Consider the following 20,191-nt stretch of genomic DNA (forward strand, 5'->3'; position numbering starts at 1 on the left):
GCGCGGCGGGCCGGTCGGCATCGTGACCGCTTGCGAGGAAAAGCGCCCGGCGCTAACAACCCGCATGAGCCAGCACAGACCGCCCCAGACCGACCCCGCCGATCCGCCGCGCGGCACCATGCCCGACGGGGGTCCGGTGATCATCCTGACCCGCCCGCAGATGGGCGAGAATATCGGCGCTGCCGCCCGCGCCATGCTGAATTTCGGCCTGACCGAGCTGCGGCTGGTCGATCCCCGCGACGGCTGGCCCAATCCGCGTGCGGTGGCCATGGCCTCGGGCGCGGCGGGGCGGGTGCTGGACCGGGCGCGGGTGTTTCCGACGCTGGCCGAGGCGATGGAGGGGATCAGCTATGCCTTCGCCACCACCGCCCGAGGGCGCGAGCTGACCAAGCCCATCTTCACCCCCGCCACCGCCGCCGCCCACGCCCGGACCGAGATCGCCCAGGGCGGGCGCGTGGCCTTCATCTTCGGGCCCGAGCGGGCGGGGCTGGACAATGCCGATGTCGCGCGCGCCAGTGCCATCCTGACGGTGCCGGTCAATCCCGACTTTCCGTCGCTGAACCTTGCCCAGGCGGTGCTGCTGCTGGGTTACGAATGGGCGCAGGACCGGCTGCCCATGCAGCCCATGCCCGCCGGCCGCCGCCCGCCGGGCGAGATCCCCGCCGATCGGGTCGAGGTCGAGCGGCTGGGCGATCACTATGAAAGGCGGCTGGACGAGGCGGGTTATTTCTTCCCCGAACTCAAGGCGCCGTCGATGAAGCAGAACCTGCGCAACCTCTGGGCGCGGATGCCGTTGACCCGTGCGGATGTGCAGGTGCTGCACGGAATGCTGCGTCACCTGACCCGCGCCCGCTAGACCCCGCCCCGGCAAGAGGGTAACAGGCAGCCATGACACGGACCCCCACACCGCAGGACCGCAAGCCGCAGGATCAGGACCGCGAGGATCGGCTGGCCGCCGCCCTTCGCGCCAATCTGGCCCGACGCAAGGCGCAGGCCCGTGCCCGGGCCGAACAGGACACCGACCCCACAGACGCGCCCGATGCGGGGCGGCGACCGGACGCGCCGCCACAGGCGCCCGCAGAAAGCGAGGAATGATGGATCAGATCATCGTGCAGGGTGGGGGCGAGCTTCACGGCGAAATTCCGATCACCGGGGCCAAGAACGCCTGCCTGACGCTGATGCCGGCGACGCTGCTGACCGATCAGCCGCTGACGCTGACCAATGCGCCGCGCCTGTCGGACATCCAGACCATGACCGCGTTGCTGCAATCGCTGGGGGCCGAGGTCGCCTCGATGCAGGACGGGCATGTGCTGGCGATGTCCAGCCACAACCTGACCAGCCAGATGGCCGATTACGAGATCGTGCGCCGGATGCGCGCCTCGATCCTGGTGCTGGGGCCGCTGCTGGCGCGCTTCGGCACCGCCACCGTGTCGCTGCCCGGCGGCTGTGCGATCGGGGCGCGGCCGGTCGATCTGCATCTGAAGGCGCTCGAGGCGATGGGCGCCTCGCTCGACCTGCGCGACGGCTATGTCCACGCCCGCGCCCCCTCGGGCGGGCTGAAGGGTGCGCGGATCGACTTTCCGCTGGTCTCGGTCGGGGCGACCGAAAACGCGCTGATGGCCGCGACGCTGGCGCGAGGGACGACCGTGCTGACCAACGCCGCGCGTGAACCCGAAATCGTGGATCTGGCCGAATGTCTGCGCCGCATGGGCGCCCAGATCGAGGGCGAGGCGACGGGGACGATCACCATTCAGGGCGTCCAGACCCTGTCCGGCGCCACCCATCCCGTCGTCACCGACCGGATCGAGCTGGGCACCTATATGCTGCTGCCCGCGATCTGCGGGGGCGAGGTCGAATGTCTGGGCGGCCGGATGGACCTGATCGCGGCCTTCGGCGAAAAGCTGGACGAGGCCGGGGTCGCGGTCAGCCAGACCGAACGCGGCATCAAGGTCAGCCGCAAGAATGGCCGCGTCCGCGCGGTCGATGTGGTCACCGAACCCTTTCCCGGCTTTCCGACCGATCTTCAGGCGCAGATGATGGCGCTGATGTGCACCGCCGACGGCGTCTCGGTCCTTGAAGAGCGGATTTTCGAAAACCGCTTCATGCACGCGCCCGAACTGATGCGGATGGGCGCCAAAATCGAGGTTCAAGGCGGCCACGCCACCGTCACCGGGGTCGAGAAGCTGCGCGGGGCGCCGGTCATGGCGACCGATCTGCGCGCCTCGATCAGCCTGATCCTCGCCGCCCTTGCCGCCGAGGGCGAGACCGTCGTCAGCCGCGTCTATCACCTCGACCGCGGTTACGAGCGCGTGGTCCGCAAGCTGCGCGGCGTCGGCGCCAATCTCAAGCGCATCAAGGAGGCCCATCCCGATGAGTGACGCAAGTTTCCACGACGCCGATCCCGGCCCGCTGCAACTGCGCGGCGAAAGCGCCGAGGATGTCTCGGTCCTGTCGATGCTGGTGCAGGACTCGGTGCTGACCGGCGCCGACATCACCTTTGACCGCCAGCGCCGCCAGCTTGCGCTGCTGCTGAACCGCTTTCGCTGGGAAGACGCCGAGGCCGCCGACCGCGAGGGCCGCCCGTTCGAGCGTGTGCGCGCCCTGCTGGTCCTGTCCGACATCACCGGCCTGCGCGCCGATGGCATCAATCGCGGCGACGCGGACGAGGTGCTGTCGCTGCTGGCCCTGCGCTGGCAGCCGGGGCCGGACGGAACCGGGGTGCTGGAACTCGATTTCGCCGGGGACGCGACGATTCTGGCGGATATGGAATGTGTCAGCCTCGATCTGCGCGACGTCACCCGGCCCTATGTCGCCAATTCCGGCAAGATGCCGCGTCACGACGACCGCTGACCGGTGACGCTGCGGCTGTGGCAACTGACCCCGGACCGGGCGCGGGAATGGTGCGACATCCGGCAGCGGGCGCTGCGCGATTCGCCCGCAGCCTTCGGCGCCGATGCCGGGGCCGAGGCAGACTTGTCGCTGTCTGACCACGCCGCCCGGCTGGCCGCCTGCGATATCTGGGCCGCAGGGCTTGAGCCGGGCCAGCCGCTGGCCGTCGCCGGGTGGGAGACGGGGATTTCGCCTGCCGAGCCGGATCTGGGCTGGATCGGGTCGGTCTTCGTCGATCCGCAGGCGCGGGGGCAGGGTCTGGCCGATGCGATCTTGGCCCGGCTGGCGCAGCGCGCCGCCCGCGCCGGGATGACGCGGCTGGGCCTGCATGTCGCGCATGACAACCACTTCGCACACGCGCTTTATTTCCGCGCGGGCTTTGTCGCCACCGGCAACCCGCCGATGCTGAACGCCGCCGGGCAATGGGAAATCGAGATGCGCCGCATGTTGCGCCCGCCGCTGCTGGTGCGCCTGCGCGCTTTGCGCGCTTGAGGGCCGCGCGCCGGGCGGTTAGACATGGCCCGGAAAAGGAGCCGCAGATGCCCGTCACCCTGACCACCACCGACGCCGATTTCGAAGACCGCTTCACCGCGATCCTGTCGTCCAAGCGCGAGGATTCGGCGGATGTGGGCGACGCCGTGGCGGCCATCATCGCCGATGTCCGCGCCCGTGGCGATCAGGCCGTGGTCGATTTGACCGCGCGTTTCGACCGCATGCAGGTGACGGCGAAGGAACTGCGCGTCTCGCAGGCCGAGATCGACGCCGAGACCGCGAAGGTCAGCGGGGCCGAGCGCGCGGCGCTGCAACTCGCCGCCGAACGCATCCGCGCCTATCACGCCCGCCAGATGCCCGCCGATCAAAGCTGGACCGATGGCATCGGCGCGACGCTGGGCTGGCGCTGGACGCCGGTCGCGGCGGCGGGGCTGTATGTGCCGGGCGGGCAGGCGAGCTATCCCTCCTCGGTCCTGATGAACGCGGTCCCGGCGCGGGTGGCGGGGGTCGAGCGGCTGGTGGTCTGCGTGCCGACGCCGGACGGGGTGATCAACCCGCTGGTGCTTCTGGCCTGCGAACTGGCGCAGGTGGACGAAATCTATCGCATCGGCGGGGCGCAGGCGATTGCCGCCATGGCCTATGGCACGGACAGCATCCCGCCCGTGGACAAGATCACCGGGCCGGGCAACGCCTATGTCGCGGCGGCCAAGCGGCAGGTCTTTGGCCGGGTCGGGATCGACATGATCGCCGGCCCCTCCGAGGTGCTGATCATCGCGGACGACGACCAGAACCCCGACTGGCTGGCGCTGGACCTGATGGCGCAGGCCGAACATGACGCCGACGCGCAGTCGATCCTTGTCACCCCTTCCACCCGGCTGGCCGCGGCGGTGACGCAGGCGGTCGAGCGGCTGATCCCGACGCTGCCGCGGTCCGACATCGCGGCGGCAAGCTGGCGCGATTATGGCACCGTCATCGTCACCCGCGATCTGACCGAGGCGGCGGCGATTTCCGACCGCGTGGCGCCCGAGCATCTGGAACTGTGCGTGGCCGACCCGCAGACGCTGTCGGCCCGGACCCGCCACGCCGGCGCGATCTTTCTGGGCGCCCACACGCCCGAGGCAGTCGGCGATTATGTCAGCGGGCCGAACCATGTGCTGCCGACCGCGCGCTCGGCCCGGTTTTCCTCGGGCCTGTCGGTGATGGATTTCCTGAAACGCACCACCTTGGCGCAGTTGACGCCGGGGGCGCTGGCCGCCGTCGGCCCCGCCGCCGTGACGCTGGCCCGCGCCGAGGGGCTGGATGCCCATGCCGATTCCGTTGCCGCCCGACTGGCGGCCCTGAACGAAAGGACAGCATCGTGAGCAGGCTCTGCCGGGTCGATATCGACGAAAGCTCGCTGCCCGATGCCTCGCCGGACGTCGTGCAGGAACGCCGCGTGGCGATCTATGATCTGCTGGAAGACAACAGCTTTGCGCTGCCCGGCCGCGACGGGGTCGAGGTGCCGCCCGGCCCCTATGCGCTGGTGCTGGCGATCCGCGACGGGCGGTTGGTCTTCGACATCGCCACCGAAGGCGGCGACCGGCTGGGCGAGTTCCACCTGTCGCTCGGCCCGTTCCGGCAGGTGGTCAAGGACTACTTCCAGATCTGCGCCAGCTATTACGACGCGGTCAAGACCATGCCGCCGGCCCAGATCGAGGCCATCGACATGGCCCGCCGCGGCATCCACAACGAGGGCGCGCGCACCCTGCAGGAACGTCTCGAGGGCAAGGCCCAGATCGACATCGACACCGCCCGCCGGCTGTTCACCCTGATCTGCGCGATGATTCCTCAGGGCTGACATGGCAGGACCGATCCCACAATCGGTTCTGTTCTGTTGCGATCACAACGCGATCCGCTCGCCAATGGCCGAAGGCATGATGAAGCGCTTCTATGGCCGCAGCGCCTATGTCCAGTCCGCCGGGGTCAAGAACGACATGGAGGTGGACGGCTTCGCCATCGCCGTCTGTCAGGAGCTGGGGATCGAACTGGCCCGGCACCGCGCCCGTTCCTTTGACGAGATGAAAAGCTGGGGCGACGATCTGACCAGCTTCGATCTGATCGTGGCGCTGTCGCCGGCCTCGCAGCGGCAGGCGATGGAACTGACCCGCCACGCCCATATCGACATCGAATACTGGCCGATCCTCGACCCGACGGGCCTCGCCGAAGGGCGCGAGGCGGTGATGGCCAAATACCGCGACACCCGCGACCAGATCCGCGACCGCATGATCGAACGATTCGGACCGCCGACGACACCATGACCCCTTGACCCGCAGGCGCCACGCTTGCGCAACCGCTTGAACGGAGGAAGCCATGTCTCATCCCAATTCCGACGCCGATCCGGTGGTCATCGTCGGTGCCGCGCGCACGCCGATGGGCGGGTTCCAGGGCGATTTTGCCACCACCACCGCCGCCGAACTGGGCGCGACCGCGATCCGCGCCGCCGTCGAACGTGCCGGCATCGCCGCCGATCAGGTGGACGAGGTGGTGATGGGCTGCGTGCTGCCGGCCGGGCAGGGGCAGGCCCCGGCGCGGCAGGCGGCTTTGGGTGCCGGGCTGCCGCTGGCGGCGGGGGCGGTGACCGTCAACAAGATGTGCGGATCGGGGATGCGGGCGGCGATGCTGGCCCATGATATGATCCGCGCCGGCAGCGCCGACGTCGTCGTCGCCGGCGGGATGGAGAGCATGTCGAACGCCCCCTATCTGCTGCCGAAGGCGCGGGCCGGGATGCGGATGGGCCACGCGCAGGTGATGGACCACATGTTCCTGGACGGGCTCGAGGACGCCTATGACAAGGGCCGGCTGATGGGCAGCTTCGCCGAAGAATGTGCCGACAGCTATGGCTTCACCCGTCAGGCGCAGGACGAGTTCGCGCTGACTTCGCTGGCGCGGGCGAATGACGCGATCCAGGGTGGCCGGTTCCGGGACGAGATCGCGCCGGTGACGGTCAGCGGGCGCAAGGGCGAGCGTGTCGTCGACACCGACGAACAACCCGACCGCGCCGATCCGGGCAAGATCCCGACGCTGAAACCGGCCTTCCGGCAGGGCGGCACGGTGACGGCGGCGAATTCGTCGTCGATCTCGGACGGGGCGGCGGCGCTGGTGCTGATGCGCCAGTCGCAGGCCGAGGCGCAGGGGCTGACCCCGCTGGCGCGGATCGTGGGCCATGTCGGGTTCGCCGACAAGCCCGCGCTGTTTCCCACCGCCCCGGTCGGCGCCCTGCGGCGGCTGGCCGAGCGGACGGGCTGGGACATGGACAGCGTCGATCTGTTCGAGATCAACGAGGCGTTCGCCGTCGTCACCATGGCCGCGATGCGCGATCTGGACCTGCCGCATGACAAGGTGAACATCCACGGCGGCGCTTGTGCGCTTGGCCACCCCATCGGCGCCTCGGGCGCGCGGATCATGGTCACGCTGCTGGCCGCGTTGCAGACCCACGACCTGCGCCGCGGGGTCGCCGCCCTGTGCATCGGCGGCGGCGAGGCCACCGCGATCGCCATCGAACGGCTAAGCTAGCCCAAGACTACAGGATCGCGCAGGCGCCGTCGGTGGCGTCGCCTGCGGCGGCGCGGAACAGGCTGAACATCTCGCGCCCCATGCCGTGCTGGTTGGCCGACAGATCGGCCGTGACCGGGCTGCGCGTGTCGAAATCGGGCGCAAGGCAGTCGATTGTCCCCCGCTCGGCATCCAGCCGGATCATGTCGCCGTCGCGCAGACGGGCCAGCGGGCCGCCCTTGGCCGCCTCGGGCGACAGATGGATCGCCGCCGGCACCTTGCCCGAGGCGCCCGACATGCGCCCATCGGTCAGCAGCGCCACTCGCAGGCCGCGATCCTGCAGCACCGACAGCACCGGCGTCAGCGAGTGCAGTTCCGGCATCCCGTTCGCCGCCGGTCCCTGAAAGCGGACCACGATGACGGTGTCGCCGGTGATCTCATCGGCGCGGAAGGCCGCCTTGACCTGTTCCTGATCGGTGAAGATCCGGGCCGGGGCCTCGATCACATGGCGGTCGGGCGACACCGCAGAGACCTTGATGACCCCGCGCCCCAGATTGCCCTGCAGCTGCTTCAGCCCGCCGGTCGCGGCAAAGGGATCGCGCGCCGGTCGCAGGATGCGGTCATTCAGCGATTCGGCGCTGCCCTTCTGCCATTCGACGCGGCCCCCGCGCAGACGCGGCTCTCGGACATAGCTGCCCAGACCGCCGCCGGCGACGGTCAGCACATCGGCGTTCAGCAGCCCGGCATCCAGCAATTGCCCGATCATGAAGCCCAGCCCGCCGGCCGCATGGAAATGGTTCACATCGGCCAGCCCGTTGGGATAGACCCGCGCCATCAGCGGCACGGCCTCGGAAATGTCGTGGAAATCCGCGATGTCCAGGATCACCCCCGCCGCCCGCGCCATGGCCGGCAGATGCAGCACCAGATTGGTCGAGCCGCCCGTCGCCATCAGCCCGACGATGCCGTTGACGAACGCGCATTCGTCCAGAATCCGGCCCACCGGCAGGAAACCGTCGCCCAGGTTGGTGATCTGCGCCGCGCGTTCGGTCGCGGCGGCGGTCAGCGCGTCGCGCAGTTCGGTGTTGGGATTGACGAAGCTGGTTCCGGGCAGGTGCAGGCCCATGAACTCCATCAGCATCTGGTTCGAGTTCGCGGTGCCGTAAAAGGTGCAGGTGCCCGGCCCGTGATAGGACGCCATCTCGGCGGTCATCAGCGCGGCGCGGTCGACCTCGCCCGCGGCGAATTGCTGGCGGATGCGGGCCTTTTCGTCATTGGGCAGGCCCGAGGGCATCGGCCCAGCCGGCACGAAGACCGAGGGCACATGGCCAAAGCTCGCCGCAGCGATCAACAGCCCCGGCACGATCTTGTCGCAGACCCCCAGATACAGAGCCGCGTCAAAAGTGTCGTGCGACATCGCCACCCCGGCCGCCAGCGCGATGACGTCGCGGGAAAACAGCGACAGCTCCATCCCCGCCCGGCCCTGGGTGACGCCGTCGCACATAGCCGGCACCCCGCCCGCGACCTGCGCCGTGGCGCCCGCGCGGCTGGCGGCGGCGCGGATGATCTCGGGGAAACGCTCATAGGGCTGATGGGCGGAGAGCATGTCGTTATAGGCGGTCACGATGCCGATATTGGGTTTGCGTGACTGCGCCAGATCGTCCTTGTCCGGCATCGCGGCATAGGCATGGGCCTGGTTGCCGCAGGACAGATGCGCCCGGCGCGGCCCCTCGCTCGCGGCGGCGGCGATGCGGGCCAGATAGGCCGCCCGGGTCGCGGCAGAGCGTTCGCGGATGCGGTCGGTGACGCGGTCGATCACGGGATCAAGTGGCATGGGGGACGTCCCTGGCTGCGGCAATCTTTGCCGACAGGTCTAGACAGTTATCGCTAACATTGCAACTATCCCGGCCGGTGCGACGCCTTGTCTGGCGGGCGGCAGCGTGTCACATCGGTCGCAGCAAAAGGACGCAGACCATGACCACCGAGCACGTTATCCGGCTGAAGCCGAAGACCAAGCCGCAGGCGATCCGCCACGGTTTTCCCTGGGTTTTCGCCGATGAGGTCGTCACCGACCGCCGCACCCGCGCCATTCCACCCGGCAGCTTCGCCGTGTTGGAAGACCCCGAGCGGCGGCCGCTGGCGCTGGTGACGGTGAACCCGAACTCTCGCATCTTCGCGCGCGTCATGGACGCCGACCCGCAGGCGCAGATCGACGCGGCGTGGCTGGAAGCCCGCCTGACCCGCGCGCTGCGGCTGCGCGAGCGGCTGTATGACCAGCCCTTCTACCGCCTTGTCCATGCCGAGGCCGACGGGCTGCCCGGCGTCATCATCGACCGCTTTGGCGATCACGCGGTGATCCAGCCCAACGCCGCCTGGTCGGACGAGATGGCCCCCCTGATCGCCGAGACGCTGCGCGCGGTGACCGGCGTCGGCACGGTGATCCTGAACGGGCAGGGCCGGACCCGCGGCCTTGAAGGGCTGAGCGAGCGGACCGAGGTTCTGGCCGGCACCGCGCCCGAGGCCCCGATCCGGGTGCCGATGAACGGCGCGACCTATCTGGCCGATCTGATGGGCGGGCAAAAGACCGGCCTGTTCTACGATCAGCGGCCGAATCACGCCTTTGCGCAGCGGCTTGCGACGGGCCGGGTGCTGGATGTGTTCAGCCATGTCGGCGGCTTCGGTCTGGCCATGCTGGCGGCGGGGGCGGAGCACGCGACCTTCGTCGACGGCTCTGCCCCGGCGCTGTCGCTGGTCCAGCAGGGCGCGCAGGCGATGGATCTGGACCCCGACCGGACTCAGATGATCCAGCAGGACGCCTTTGCGGCGCTGGAAACCCTCGCAGCCGAGGAGCGGCGTTTTGACGTGGTCATCTGCGATCCGCCCGCCTTCGCGCCCGCGAAGCCCGCGCTCGAGGCCGGGCTGCGGGCCTATGAACGCATCGCCCGGCTGGCCGCGCCGCTGGTCGCGCCGGGCGGTTATCTGGGCCTGTGTTCCTGCAGCCATGCCGCCGATCTGACCAGCTTCCGCAACGCCAGCGCGCGGGGCATCGGGCGTGGCGGGCGGCGGGCGCAGCTGATCCACACCGGGCAGGCCGGCCCGGACCACCCCATGCTGCCGCAGCTGGCCGAGACCGGCTACCTGAAGGCGCTGTTCTTCCGGCTGGACGGATGATCGCGGTTCTCGACGCCAATGTGCTGTTCCCGACCGTGCTGCGGGAGATTCTGGCCGACTGCGCGGCGTCGAACCTGTTCACCCCCATCTGGTCGGAACGCATCCTGCAGGAATGGACCCGCGCCGCCGGCCGGCTTGGCCCCATCGCCAGCGACATCGCCGCGGCCGAGGCGGCGCTGCTGCGCGACCGCTTTCCCGCCGCCGCCATGCCGGGGGACGAGGATCGCGCCCGTGGCTTCGACCTGCCCGACCCCGCCGATCTGCATGTGCTGGCGGCCGGTCTGGAAAGCGGCGCGCAGGCGGTGGTGACGCTGAACCTGCGCGATTTCCCGCGCCGCGCAATGGCCGCGGCGGGGCTGCGCGCGCTGCATCCCGACGCCTTCCTGATGGAGCTGTGGCTGGACGATCCCGACGCCGTCGCCGCCGCCGTCACCGCCGCCCATGCCAAGGCCGAAAGCCTGGGCGGCCCGGTCCCCCTGCGGTCGATGATGAAGCGTGCGCGGCTGCCCCGGCTGGGCCGTGCGCTTGGCGGCCGGGGCTGATCCCTTGCCGCGTCACCGGGCAAAGGCTACTCATTTGACGATAGCGGAGGCGCTGATGGTCGTAAGGACGATACCCGTGGACAGTTTCGATCTGGTGATCTTCGGCGCGACCGGCGATCTGGCGCTGCGCAAGATCATGCCCGCGCTCTACCGCCGGTTTCTGGCCGGTCAGATGCCGCATGATGCCCGCATCATCGGCGCCGCCCGGTCCGAGATGACCGACACGCAGTTCCGCGACACGGTCCGCGCCGCGATCCGCGAACACGCCGCCGGGGCCGATCCGGGGCAGTTGGACGGGTTTCTGGACCAGATCCATTACGTCGCCATCGACGCGCAGGGCGTGGGCGGCTGGGACCACCTGTCGGCGCTGATGCGCGACGATGTGGTGCGGGCGTTCTATTTCTCGGTCGCGCCGTCGCTGTTTGGCGATCTGGCGCGGCGGCTGTCGGAACACGGCATCGCCGATGGTGACAGCCGCATCGTGGTGGAAAAGCCCTTTGGCCGCGATCTGGAGTCGGCGCGCGCGCTGAACGCCACCCTCGCCCGCCATTTCGGCGAGGGGCAGATCTATCGCATCGACCATTATCTGGGCAAGGAAACCGTCCAGAACCTGATGGCGGTGCGCTTTGCCAATATCCTGTTCGAGCCGCTGTGGAACGCGCAATATATCGACCACGTCCAGATCACCGTGGCCGAAACCGTGGGAGTGGGCGGGCGCGGCGGCTATTACGACCATGCCGGGGCCATGCGCGACATGGTCCAGAACCACATGATGCAACTGCTTTGCCTGACCGCGATGGAGCCGCCCTATCACTTCGACCCCGACGCCGTCCGCGACGAAAAGCTCAAGGTGATCCGCGCGCTGGAGCCGGTCTCGGACGCCGATATCGTGCGCGGCCAGTATCAGGGCGAGGGCGACGCGCCGGGCTATCTGGAAGACGTGGACAACCCCGACAGCCGCACTGAAAGCTATCTGGCGCTGAAGGTCCGCATCGCCAACTGGCGCTGGCAGGGCACGCCCTTCTACCTGCGGACCGGCAAGAAGCTGCGGGCGCGCACCAGCGAGATCGTCATCACCTTCAAGCCGCCGCCACATTCGATCTTTGACGAGGCCGGACCGCGCGCCAACCAGCTTGTCATCAAGCTGCAGCCGGATGAAGGCATGGACCTGTTCGTGATGATCAAGGAACCCGGCCCCGGCGGGATGCGTCTGGTGCAGGTGCCGCTGGACATGTCCTTTGCCGAGGCGCTCGGCCCCGAGGGCGCGGACATGCCCGACGCCTACGAACGCCTGATCATGGACGTGATCCGCGGCAACCAGACCCTGTTCATGCGCGGCGATGAGGTCGAGGCCGCCTGGGCCTGGGTCGATCCGATCATCTCGTCCTGGGACGACAGCAAGCACCGGCCCGAACCCTATGACGCGGGATCCTCGGGACCGGACGAGGCGTTGCGCCTGATGCACCGCGACAACCGACGCTGGAGAGAGATCAGACCATGACCCTTGACGTCATCACCTATCCCGACGCCGAAATGATGGCCCTGTCGCTCGCCGACCGGATCGCGGGCGAGCTGCGCCAGCAGCTTGACGCGGTCGGTCCGGCAAGCCTCTGCGTGCCGGGCGGATCGACGCCGGGGCCGATGTTCCGGGCGCTGTCGGGGCTGGCGCTGGATTGGGGGCGGGTGACGGTGCTGCTGAACGACGAAAGATGGGTGCCGGGGGATCATCCGCGCTCGAACTCGGCGATGCTGCGCAAGACGCTGCTGACCGGACCGGCGGCGGCGGCTGACTATATCGACCTCTACACCGGCGATCCGACGCCGGAAGGCGCCGCGCCGGGTCTGTCGCAGCGCGTGGCCCCGCATCTGCCGCTGACGGTGCTGGTGCTGGGCATGGGCGACGACATGCACACGGCAAGCCTGTTTCCCCGCGCGCCGGGGCTCGACGAGCTGCTCTCCCCCGACGCGCCGCCGGTCATGGCCGCCAAGGGCGGCGACGAGCCGCGCATCACCCTGACCGCGCCGGCGCTGCAATCGGCGCTGCATATCCATGTGATGATCGCGGGCGAGAAAAAGCGGGCTGCGCTGGACGCCGCCAGCAAGGCCGATCCGATGCAGGCGCCCATCGCGGCGTTTCTGCGCGATGCGGTGATCCATTATGCCGATTGACGCCGTCTGGGACCGCCTGACCGCGCTGCATCAGGCCAGCGCCCTGAACATCCCCGCCCTGTTCGCCGCCGACCCCGACCGGGCCGAAGGTTTCACCATCCGCGCCGACGGCATGGTCTTCGACTACTCCAAGACGGCCATCGACCGCGAGACCCGTGACGCGCTGCTGGCCCTGACCGCCGATCTGAACGCGCGCCGCGATGCGATGTTAAGCGGCGAAAAGATCAACGAGACCGAAGGCCGCGCCGTGCTGCACGCCGCCCTGCGCCACCCCGACACCCCGCTGTGGCCGGGCGGAGAGGCGGTGCGCGCAGGCGTCGCCGCGACGCTGGCCCGGATGGCGTCCTTCGCCACCCATATCCGCGACGGCGAGATCCGCGGGCAGGGCGGCGCCTTTACCGATGTCGTCAATATCGGCATCGGCGGCTCTGATCTGGGGCCGGCGATGGCGGCGCGGGCGCTGACGCCGTATCAGGACGGGCCGCGGCTGCATTTCGTCTCGAACGTGGACGGGGCCGATCTGGCGGATACGCTGCGCGGGCTGGACCCGGCGCGGACGCTGGTGATCGTGGCGTCCAAGACCTTCACCACCATCGAGACGATGACCAACGCCCGCAGCGCGCAGGACTGGCTGGCGGCGCATGTGGATGATCCGGCGCAGCAGTTCGCCGCGGTGTCCTCGGCCACCGACAAGACCGCCGAATGGTCCATCGACCCCGACCGCGTCTTTGGGTTCGAGGATTGGGTCGGGGGCCGCTACTCGGTCTGGGGACCGATCGGGCTGTCGCTGATGCTGGGCATCGGGCCGCAGCGGTTCCGCGAGTTCCTGCGCGGCGGGGCGGCGATGGACGACCATTTCCGCAGCGCACCGCACGCCCGCAACATGCCGGTGATGCTGGCGCTGGTCGGGCTGTGGCATCACCAGATCTGTGGCTATCCGACCCGTGCCGTGTTGCCCTACGCGCAGCGGCTGGGGCGCCTGCCGGCCTATCTGCAACAGCTCGAGATGGAATCGAACGGCAAGCGGGTGGCGATGGACGGCAGCGACCTGACCCATGGCTCTGGGCCGGTGGTCTGGGGCGAGCCGGGGACGAACGGGCAGCACGCCTTTTATCAGCTGATCCATCAGGGCACGCAGATCGTGCCGTGCGAGTTCATCGCCGCCGCCTGCGGGCACGAACCCGCGCTGGACCATCACCACAAGCTGCTGCTGGCCAACTGCCTCGCCCAGTCCGAGGCGCTGATGCGCGGCCGCGACCTGGACGAGGCGCGGCAGCTCATGGCGGCGCAGGGCCTGACCGGTGCCGAGCTGGACCGACAGGCGCGGCACCGGGTGTTTCCGGGCAACCGCCCCTCGACCACGCTGCTGGTGCGGCAGGTGACGCCCTATACGCTGGGCCAGATCATCGCGCTGTATGAGCACCGGGTCTTTGTCGAGGGCGTCGTGCTGGGGCTGAACAGCTTTGACCAATGGGGGGTCGAACTAGGCAAGGAACTGGCGAAATCGGTGGCGCCGCTGCTGGATGGCAAGACGGTGCCGGATCAGGATGCCTCGACACTGTCACTGGCCGAGGCGCTGCGCGAAATGCGGGGTGGCGAGGGCTGACGCTTTGGCGCGTGTAGGCTTGAAGGCGCGGCGGTTCTTCGCCACGCCCGAACCTTAGGCGGCGCGGAACCGGATCGGAACGAGTCAGCTCCGCCCTCTACGCCATCTTCGGCCGCAGCCGCAGCCAGATCAGCGCGCCGCCGGCCAGCACCAGCAGCGGCACCATCGCCAGATTGACCGCATTCCATCCCGCCTGCGCGTCCATTCCCGCCGCGCAGTTCATCAGCCCGCCCGAGGACAGCGAGGCGAGGAACACGCCGCTGAACACGACCAGATCGTTCATGCCCTGCACGCGTCCCCGCTCGGCCGGGCTATGGGCCTGGGTCAGCATCGAGGTCGCGCCGATAAAGCCGAAGTTCCAGCCGATCCCCAGCAGGATCAGCGACAGGTAGAAGTTCTCCAGCTCGACCCCGGTCAGCGCCACCGCGCCCGAGGCCGTCAGGATGGTCAGCCCGACCCCGACGATGGCCGTCGCGCCGAACCGGTTGATCAGATGCCCGGTGAAGAACGACGGCACGAACATCGCCATGACATGGGCAAAGACCACATCGCTCGCCTGCGACTGTTCCAGCCCGCAGCCGACCATCGCCAAGGGCGTCGAGGTCATGATCAGGTTCATCAGCGCATAAGACACCATCCCGCAGATCATCGCGACGATGATCGTCGGGTCGCGCAGGATCTCGGCCATGGGCCGCCCTTCGGCGGCGACACCGGGACGCGGGGCGGCGGGGCGGGGGATGTCGAGGCCCAGAAACAGCAGCAGCCCGCCGAGGTTCAGCAGGATGATGACCGAATAGCTGTACAGAAACGGGATCGCCGACAGCCCCTCGGTCAGGCGCAGCAGCGCCAGCGCGACGACGGCGGATGCCAGCCCGCCCGCCATGACCAGGCTGATCGCGCGCGGGGCGAAGGATTCGGGCGCGGTGTCGGTCGCGGCAAAGCGGAAAAACCCCTGCGCGGCCATATAGACGCCGGTCAGTAGCGAGCCGATCAGATACAGCGTGAAACTGCCTCGATACAGCCCAAGCGCCGACACCGACGCCCCCAGCATCCCGCTGATCGCGGCCAGCTGGAACCCCGCCCGCCGCCCGTGGCGCTGCATGAAACCCGACAGCGGCCGCGCGCTCAGCGCCGATCCCAGCACGATCATCGAGATCGCAAGCGTCGCAAAGCACGGGTTCGGCGACAGCATCTGCCCGGCCAGCCCGCCGATCGTGAAGATCATCGGCATCTGCGCGCCCATCACCGCCTGCGCGAGCAGCAGGATGATCACGTTGCGCCAGGCCCGGCGCATGGTGGCCGGATTGTCCACGATTCCTTGCGTCATCGCCCTAGCCCCGCAAATGGGCGGCGCTGCGGGCGCGGGCCTCGATCCCGGACCAGTCACCGGCGGCGATGGAATCGGCCGGGGCGACCCAGCTTGACCCGACGCAGACGACGTTCTTCAGCGCCAGATAATCGGTGGCATTGGCGGCGGTGATCCCGCCGGTGGGGCAAAAGCCGATATGCGGCAGCGGCCCGGCCAGTGCCTTCAGCGCCGGCGCCCCGCCCGAGGTTCCGGCCGGAAAGAATTTGAGCATGTCGAACCCGTATTCATGGGCGAGCATCACCTCGGACGCGGTGACGGCGCCGGGCAGCAGCGGCAGCGAGGCATCCTCGCAGGCGCGAATCAGCGTCTCGGTCGCGCCGGGGGCGACGGCGAAGGAGGCACCCGCATCCTTGGCGCGATAGACCTGATCGCGCGTCAGAACGGTGCCCGCGCCGACATGACCGCCGGTCACCCGAGACATCTGCCGGATCGCGTCCAGTGCGGCCTCGGTCCGCAGCGTCACCTCGAGCACCGGCAGCCCGCCTGCGATCAGCGCCTGCGCCAGCGCCTCGGCCCGGCTGGCATCGTCGATGACCAGCACCGGGATGACGGGGGCGATGGCGCAAAGCGCGCGGGTGCGTTCGGATTGGGTTTGCGGGATCATGCGGCGTTCCTGACTGACTGCGCGGAAACTGGCCTGTCTGGCCGCGCCTTGCAAGCCCCGGCGCGCGAGGTCGCGTCAGCGCAGCAGCCCGGCCTCGCGATAGTAGCGCTCGGCGCCCGGATGCAGCGGGATCGGGATGCCGGTGACGGCGTTCTCGGGCCGGATGCGGCGGCCGATGCGGTGGCCATAGCCAAGCTGGCGCAGCGTGTTGTCGTTCCACAAGACGCGGGTGATGGCGTGGATCAGCTCTTCGGGTTGATCGGCGCGGGTGATCCACAGCGCCCCGACCGACAGCGTGGCGATGTCGTCGGGATTGCCGCGATAGGTGCCCGCGGGCAGGCTGTCGCGGGTGAAGAAGCTGCGTTCTTTCGTCAGCCGGTCCATCACCGCGTCATCCAGCGCGATCAGCCGCACCGGCGACTGCCCGGCCAATTGGCTGATCGCGGGCGCCGGATAGCCGCCGACGAAGAAGAAGGCGTCAAGCTCTCCGGCCTGCATGGCCTGCGCGGCGCGGGCGGCGGGCAGGTGCAGCACGGTCATCTCGTCATCGGCGATACCCGCGGCGTCCAGCACCAGCCGCGCATCGACCAGCGTCCCCGAGCCCGGTTCGTCCAGCGAGACCCGCATCCCGCGCAGATCGGACAGGCTGCGGATCGGCGCGTCGCCGCGCGCGACGATGTGCAGCGCCTCGGGGTAGAGTTTCGCGATGGCGCGCAGGTCGGCAATCGCCGGCAGCCCGGCAAAATCGCCCGTCGCGGTCTGCGCCCAATAGGCGACATCGGCCTGGGCAAATCCTGATTCGGCGCGGCCGCTGCCCACCGCCTCGACATTGGCGACCGACCCGGCCGAGGCGACGGCGGTCGCCAGCAGCCCCGGCACGCCGCAGGCCCCGCCGTCGGCGCAGGGGGCGCCGCCGGGCGGGTTCGAGATGGCTGAGGCGATGATCCCGCCGATGGGGTAATAGGTGCCCGCGGTCGAGCCGTTGGCGATGCGGAAATAGGTGACGTCGGCGGCTTGCGCGCGGGCCTCGCCCGGCAGCCATGCGGGGCCAAGCGTCAGCGCCGCGACAGCGCCCGCCACAAGACCCCGCCGGCCGATCACCTTGCGCGTCCGGTCATGCCCGCAACCCGGTTTCTTTCAGCAGGCCTTTGCGCTTGGCCTCGTAGTAATAGCCGCGCGCATACCAGCCGATGGCCGCGTCCTGATTGCGGTCGGCCACCAGATAGGCCCCGCGCAGATAGCGCCCGGCATATTTCAGGTTGGTGTCCGCATCCAGAAGCCCCGTGGCCGGGCCGGTATAGCCCATCGTCCGCGCGGTCTGCGGCATGATCTGCATCAGGCCATAGTAAGGCCCGTTGCGCGCCTCGGGGCGATAGCCGGATTCGCGCTGGATCACGCGGTGCAGCAGCGCGGGCGGGATCTGGTGCTGCGCGGCCCAGTAATCGACCTTGCGGCGCATCTCGGGCGTCTCGCCGGGGTGCAGGTTGGGCGACAGCAGGCTCATCCGCGGGGGCGCGGGGTCGGGCCGCCCGCCGCAGGCGGCAAGCGCCAGAACCGACAGCACCATCCCCCGCCGCGACAGGCGCAGGCCGGGGCGGGCGGGGTCCGTCCGCAGCGGATCAGACATGGATCGCGCCATCGCCAAGGGCCAGGGCAGCCTCTCGCACCGCTTCCGAGGTGGTCGGGTGGGCGTGGCAGGTCATCGCGATATCCTCGGCCGAGGCGCCGAACTCCATCGCGACGCAGACCTCGTGGATCATGTCGCCGGCATTGGGTCCGATGACGTGGCAGCCCAGCACGCGGTCGGTTTCGGCATCCGCGATCATCTTGACGAAGCCGTCGCCCGCGAACATCGCCTTGGCCCGGGCGTTGCCCATGAAGGGAAACTTGCCGACCTTGATCTTGCGGCCGCTGTTCTTGGCCTCGGCCTCGGTCATGCCGACGGCGGCGACCTCGGGGGCGGTATAGATGACGCTGGGGATGACGCCGTAATTGACGTGCCCGGCGCGGCCGGCGATGACCTCGGCCACGGCCATCCCCTCATCCTCGGCCTTGTGGGCCAGCATCGGGCCGGGGACCGCGTCGCCGATGGCATAGATGCCCTTGGCCGAGGTGGCCCAGTGGTCGTCCACCTTGATCTGCCCGCGCTCGGTCAGCTCGACCCCGACCTTGTCCAGCCCCAGCCCGTCCAGATAGGGGCGGCGGCCGGTGGCCAGCAGCACCACATCGGCGTCGAGACGGTGGTCGCTGTCATCCTTGCGCAGCTTGTATGCGACGCTGGCGCGGCCCTTGCTTTCGCTGGCCGACTGGACAGCGGCGCCCATGACGAATTCGAGGCCCTGCTTGGTCAGCGTGCGCTGCAACTGTTTCTGGATCTCGGCATCCATGCCTGGGGTGATGGCGTCGAGATATTCGACCACGGTCACCTTGGTTCCCAGCCGCGCATAGACAGAGCCGAGTTCCAGCCCGATCACGCCCGCACCGATCACCACCATGCTTTCGGGGATCTTCGCCAGCACCAGCGCGCCGGTCGAATCCACGATCACGCCCTTGTCGTTGTCGACGGTGACGCCCTTCAGGGGGCTGACCTCGGAGCCGGTGGCGATGACAATGTTCTTGGCCTCGTGGACCTCGTCGCCGACCTTGACCTTGCCCGCGCCTTCGATGCTGGCCCAGCCCTTGATCCAGTCGATCTTGTTCTTCTTGAACAGGAACTCGATGCCCTTGGTATTCGTCTCGACCGTCTCGGCCTTGTAGCCCTGCATCACGTTCCAGTCGATGGTCGGCGGCTCGCCCTTGAGGCCCATCTTGGGGAAGTTATGCGCCGCCTCGTGATACATGTGGCTGGAATGCAGCAGCGCCTTGGACGGGATGCAGCCGACATTCAGGCAGGTGCCGCCGAGCGCGTCGCGGCCCTCGACCACGGCGGTCTTCAGGCCCAACTGCGCGGCGCGGATCGCGCAGACATAGCCACCGGGACCGGCACCGATCACGATCAGGTCATAGCTGGACATCTTCACTCCTTCAAAAAGCAGCCGCAGCGCCCTGGCCCGGCGAAGTTCTGGTTCTGATACACGATCGGAAAGGGCCAATCACCCGTTAAAACGCCGCAGCCGGGCGGCGCGGCGGCTAGAACAGCGCCCGCAGGATCATCGCGATGACCGCCGCAAAGCCCACGCCCCAGATATAGGAACGCCACGGCGTCCAGCCGTAGGCATAGGCCGGGACATACAGCACCCGCGCGCCCAGATGCAGCCATGCCGCCAGCGCGGTCCAGCCACCGGCCTTGCCGCTGACCGTCAGCAGCAGCACCGCGATGGTCAGGAAGGCGAGCGATTCAAAATGGTTGTTCACCGCGCGCTGCAGACGTTTGGTCTGGTCCGAGAACTGAGGCTGGCGGTCGCGCGGCCCCATGTTCCAGTCGAGGCCCGCGTCGCGGGAAATTCCCGCGCCCGCCAGCCCGATCTGGACCACCTGCAGCAGCGCCGCCAGCGCAAGGACGGTCAGTTCGGGGGTCATGAGGATGATCCTTTGCGCGCCGGCTCAGGCGGTTTCAAGCATATGCGCCCGCGTCGCGCTGACGCCGGCCTGGCTGTTGAACACCCCCGCCGCGCCGTCCAGATAGGCCCGCGCCTTCTTGGCGTCGTGGACCTGGAACAGCGCCCAGACGCTGTCCCCGCCCTCGCGCCACAATTGCAGCAGCGACATCGAGTTGTTGCTGCGATCCTCGGCATCGGCGTCGAAGGCGGACTTGAAGCGGGCGTAATCGTCAATCGAGTAGTGAACGAGCATCTGCATGGGTCAGTCCTTTCGTGTCACAT

At 69.0% G+C, this 20,191-nt stretch carries 22 protein-coding genes; 14 read left to right on the top strand and 8 right to left on the bottom strand.

Annotated elements, in window-relative coordinates:
• Positions 1-118 precede the first annotated feature (118 nt).
• The 9 genes from CYR75_RS02825 to CYR75_RS02865 are packed head-to-tail and all read left to right on the top strand — an operon-like array spanning position 119 to position 6,933.
• Positions 119-856 (top strand): RNA methyltransferase, encoded by a 738-nt coding sequence (locus CYR75_RS02825; RefSeq protein ID WP_101500828.1) that lies wholly within the window; start codon positions 119-121, stop codon positions 854-856.
• 32 nt (positions 857-888) lie between these two features.
• On the top strand, positions 889-1,095 hold the full coding sequence (locus CYR75_RS02830) for a hypothetical protein (protein WP_101498756.1): 207 nt from the start codon (positions 889-891) through the stop codon (positions 1,093-1,095).
• Positions 1,095-2,378, top strand: coding sequence for a UDP-N-acetylglucosamine 1-carboxyvinyltransferase (murA, locus tag CYR75_RS02835; protein ID WP_101498757.1), 1,284 nt, complete (start codon positions 1,095-1,097; stop codon positions 2,376-2,378). The genes CYR75_RS02830 and murA overlap by 1 nt, the downstream gene beginning before the upstream one ends.
• Positions 2,371-2,850: a DUF2948 family protein gene (locus CYR75_RS02840; RefSeq protein ID WP_101498758.1), complete on the top strand. Its 480-nt coding sequence runs from the start codon at positions 2,371-2,373 to the stop codon at positions 2,848-2,850. The genes murA and CYR75_RS02840 overlap by 8 nt, the downstream gene beginning before the upstream one ends.
• A 3-nt stretch (positions 2,851-2,853) precedes the next feature.
• Positions 2,854-3,381, top strand: coding sequence for a GNAT family N-acetyltransferase (locus CYR75_RS02845; RefSeq protein WP_101498759.1), 528 nt, complete (start codon positions 2,854-2,856; stop codon positions 3,379-3,381).
• A gap of 47 nt (positions 3,382-3,428) precedes the next feature.
• A complete protein-coding gene (hisD, locus tag CYR75_RS02850; protein WP_101498760.1) occupies positions 3,429-4,742 on the top strand; it encodes a histidinol dehydrogenase in 1,314 nt (437 codons plus the stop codon).
• Complete coding sequence (locus CYR75_RS02855) at positions 4,739-5,218, top strand: UPF0262 family protein (protein ID WP_101498761.1); 480 nt, start codon at positions 4,739-4,741, stop codon at positions 5,216-5,218. The genes hisD and CYR75_RS02855 overlap by 4 nt, the downstream gene beginning before the upstream one ends.
• Position 5,219: 1 nt before the next feature.
• The gene (locus CYR75_RS02860; protein WP_101498762.1) at positions 5,220-5,678 is read left to right on the top strand and encodes an arsenate-mycothiol transferase ArsC; all 459 of its coding nucleotides are present in this window, start codon (positions 5,220-5,222) and stop codon (positions 5,676-5,678) included.
• A gap of 52 nt (positions 5,679-5,730) precedes the next feature.
• The gene (locus CYR75_RS02865) at positions 5,731-6,933 is read left to right on the top strand and encodes an acetyl-CoA C-acetyltransferase (protein ID WP_101498763.1); all 1,203 of its coding nucleotides are present in this window, start codon (positions 5,731-5,733) and stop codon (positions 6,931-6,933) included.
• Between the two features lie 7 nt (positions 6,934-6,940).
• On the opposite strand, the gene edd is transcribed toward CYR75_RS02865, so the two are convergent.
• Positions 6,941-8,743 (bottom strand): phosphogluconate dehydratase, encoded by a 1,803-nt coding sequence (gene edd, locus CYR75_RS02870; protein ID WP_101498764.1) that lies wholly within the window; start codon positions 8,741-8,743, stop codon positions 6,941-6,943.
• Between the two features lie 140 nt (positions 8,744-8,883).
• Between edd and CYR75_RS02875 the strand changes: the two genes are divergently transcribed.
• Genes CYR75_RS02875 through pgi form a run of 5 tightly spaced genes read left to right on the top strand, consistent with a single transcriptional unit; the run spans position 8,884 to position 14,397 of the window.
• Positions 8,884-10,080, top strand: coding sequence for an RSP_2647 family RNA methyltransferase (locus CYR75_RS02875; RefSeq protein WP_101498765.1), 1,197 nt, complete (start codon positions 8,884-8,886; stop codon positions 10,078-10,080).
• Positions 10,077-10,622 (top strand): RSP_2648 family PIN domain-containing protein, encoded by a 546-nt coding sequence (locus tag CYR75_RS02880; protein ID WP_101498766.1) that lies wholly within the window; start codon positions 10,077-10,079, stop codon positions 10,620-10,622. The genes CYR75_RS02875 and CYR75_RS02880 overlap by 4 nt, the downstream gene beginning before the upstream one ends.
• A 55-nt stretch (positions 10,623-10,677) precedes the next feature.
• On the top strand, positions 10,678-12,123 hold the full coding sequence (gene zwf / locus CYR75_RS02885) for a glucose-6-phosphate dehydrogenase (RefSeq protein WP_101500829.1): 1,446 nt from the start codon (positions 10,678-10,680) through the stop codon (positions 12,121-12,123).
• Positions 12,120-12,791 carry a 6-phosphogluconolactonase gene (pgl, locus tag CYR75_RS02890; protein ID WP_101498767.1) on the top strand — a complete coding sequence of 224 codons (672 nt, stop codon included), beginning with the start codon at positions 12,120-12,122 and terminating at the stop codon, positions 12,789-12,791. The genes zwf and pgl overlap by 4 nt, the downstream gene beginning before the upstream one ends.
• A complete protein-coding gene (pgi, locus tag CYR75_RS02895; RefSeq protein ID WP_404825367.1) occupies positions 12,787-14,397 on the top strand; it encodes a glucose-6-phosphate isomerase in 1,611 nt (536 codons plus the stop codon). The genes pgl and pgi overlap by 5 nt, the downstream gene beginning before the upstream one ends.
• Before the next feature lie 97 nt (positions 14,398-14,494).
• Here the strand turns inward: pgi and CYR75_RS02900 are convergent, their stop codons facing one another.
• The 7 genes from CYR75_RS02900 to CYR75_RS02930 all read right to left on the bottom strand — a co-directional run bounded on the left by CYR75_RS02900 (position 14,495) and on the right by CYR75_RS02930 (position 20,168).
• A complete protein-coding gene (locus CYR75_RS02900; RefSeq protein ID WP_101498769.1) occupies positions 14,495-15,724 on the bottom strand; it encodes an MFS transporter in 1,230 nt (409 codons plus the stop codon).
• 4 nt (positions 15,725-15,728) lie between these two features.
• Entirely contained in the window at positions 15,729-16,370 is a 642-nt protein-coding gene (eda, locus tag CYR75_RS02905) for a bifunctional 4-hydroxy-2-oxoglutarate aldolase/2-dehydro-3-deoxy-phosphogluconate aldolase (protein ID WP_101498770.1), read from the bottom strand.
• A 75-nt stretch (positions 16,371-16,445) separates the two neighbouring features.
• Positions 16,446-17,471 (bottom strand): TAXI family TRAP transporter solute-binding subunit, encoded by a 1,026-nt coding sequence (locus CYR75_RS02910; protein ID WP_225972811.1) that lies wholly within the window; start codon positions 17,469-17,471, stop codon positions 16,446-16,448.
• Between the two features lie 13 nt (positions 17,472-17,484).
• Positions 17,485-17,997, bottom strand: coding sequence for a lytic transglycosylase domain-containing protein (locus CYR75_RS02915; protein ID WP_192876675.1), 513 nt, complete (start codon positions 17,995-17,997; stop codon positions 17,485-17,487).
• The gene (gene lpdA, locus CYR75_RS02920) at positions 17,990-19,384 is read right to left on the bottom strand and encodes a dihydrolipoyl dehydrogenase (RefSeq protein WP_101498771.1); all 1,395 of its coding nucleotides are present in this window, start codon (positions 19,382-19,384) and stop codon (positions 17,990-17,992) included. The genes CYR75_RS02915 and lpdA overlap by 8 nt, the downstream gene beginning before the upstream one ends.
• Before the next feature lie 115 nt (positions 19,385-19,499).
• Positions 19,500-19,889: an MAPEG family protein gene (locus tag CYR75_RS02925; protein ID WP_101498772.1), complete on the bottom strand. Its 390-nt coding sequence runs from the start codon at positions 19,887-19,889 to the stop codon at positions 19,500-19,502.
• Positions 19,890-19,913: 24 nt separating this feature from the next.
• Complete coding sequence (locus CYR75_RS02930) at positions 19,914-20,168, bottom strand: hypothetical protein (protein WP_101498773.1); 255 nt, start codon at positions 20,166-20,168, stop codon at positions 19,914-19,916.
• Positions 20,169-20,191 lie beyond the last annotated feature (23 nt).

The sequence above is a fragment of the Paracoccus jeotgali genome (genome assembly GCF_002865605.1).
Taxonomy (GTDB): Bacteria; Pseudomonadota; Alphaproteobacteria; order Rhodobacterales; family Rhodobacteraceae; genus Paracoccus; species Paracoccus jeotgali.

Bases quoted from the DNA above. Each gene is read 5' to 3' on its own strand.
- hisD (WP_101498760.1), top strand. From the start codon at position 3,429: ATGCCCGTCACCCTGACCACCACCGACGCCGATTTCGAAGACCGCTTC.
- zwf (WP_101500829.1), top strand. From the start codon at position 10,678: ATGGTCGTAAGGACGATACCCGTGGACAGTTTCGATCTGGTGATCTTC.
- murA (WP_101498757.1), top strand. From the start codon at position 1,095: ATGGATCAGATCATCGTGCAGGGTGGGGGCGAGCTTCACGGCGAAATT.
- edd (WP_101498764.1), bottom strand. From the start codon at position 8,743: ATGCCACTTGATCCCGTGATCGACCGCGTCACCGACCGCATCCGCGAA.
- CYR75_RS02930 (WP_101498773.1), bottom strand. From the start codon at position 20,168: ATGCAGATGCTCGTTCACTACTCGATTGACGATTACGCCCGCTTCAAG.
- CYR75_RS02875 (WP_101498765.1), top strand. From the start codon at position 8,884: ATGACCACCGAGCACGTTATCCGGCTGAAGCCGAAGACCAAGCCGCAG.
- pgl (WP_101498767.1), top strand. From the start codon at position 12,120: ATGACCCTTGACGTCATCACCTATCCCGACGCCGAAATGATGGCCCTG.
- CYR75_RS02880 (WP_101498766.1), top strand. From the start codon at position 10,077: ATGATCGCGGTTCTCGACGCCAATGTGCTGTTCCCGACCGTGCTGCGG.
- CYR75_RS02830 (WP_101498756.1), top strand. From the start codon at position 889: ATGACACGGACCCCCACACCGCAGGACCGCAAGCCGCAGGATCAGGAC.
- CYR75_RS02860 (WP_101498762.1), top strand. From the start codon at position 5,220: ATGGCAGGACCGATCCCACAATCGGTTCTGTTCTGTTGCGATCACAAC.
- CYR75_RS02840 (WP_101498758.1), top strand. From the start codon at position 2,371: ATGAGTGACGCAAGTTTCCACGACGCCGATCCCGGCCCGCTGCAACTG.
- lpdA (WP_101498771.1), bottom strand. From the start codon at position 19,384: ATGTCCAGCTATGACCTGATCGTGATCGGTGCCGGTCCCGGTGGCTAT.
- CYR75_RS02825 (WP_101500828.1), top strand. From the start codon at position 119: ATGCCCGACGGGGGTCCGGTGATCATCCTGACCCGCCCGCAGATGGGC.
- CYR75_RS02900 (WP_101498769.1), bottom strand. From the start codon at position 15,724: ATGACGCAAGGAATCGTGGACAATCCGGCCACCATGCGCCGGGCCTGG.
- CYR75_RS02925 (WP_101498772.1), bottom strand. From the start codon at position 19,889: ATGACCCCCGAACTGACCGTCCTTGCGCTGGCGGCGCTGCTGCAGGTG.
- CYR75_RS02915 (WP_192876675.1), bottom strand. From the start codon at position 17,997: ATGTCTGATCCGCTGCGGACGGACCCCGCCCGCCCCGGCCTGCGCCTG.
- CYR75_RS02865 (WP_101498763.1), top strand. From the start codon at position 5,731: ATGTCTCATCCCAATTCCGACGCCGATCCGGTGGTCATCGTCGGTGCC.
- eda (WP_101498770.1), bottom strand. From the start codon at position 16,370: ATGATCCCGCAAACCCAATCCGAACGCACCCGCGCGCTTTGCGCCATC.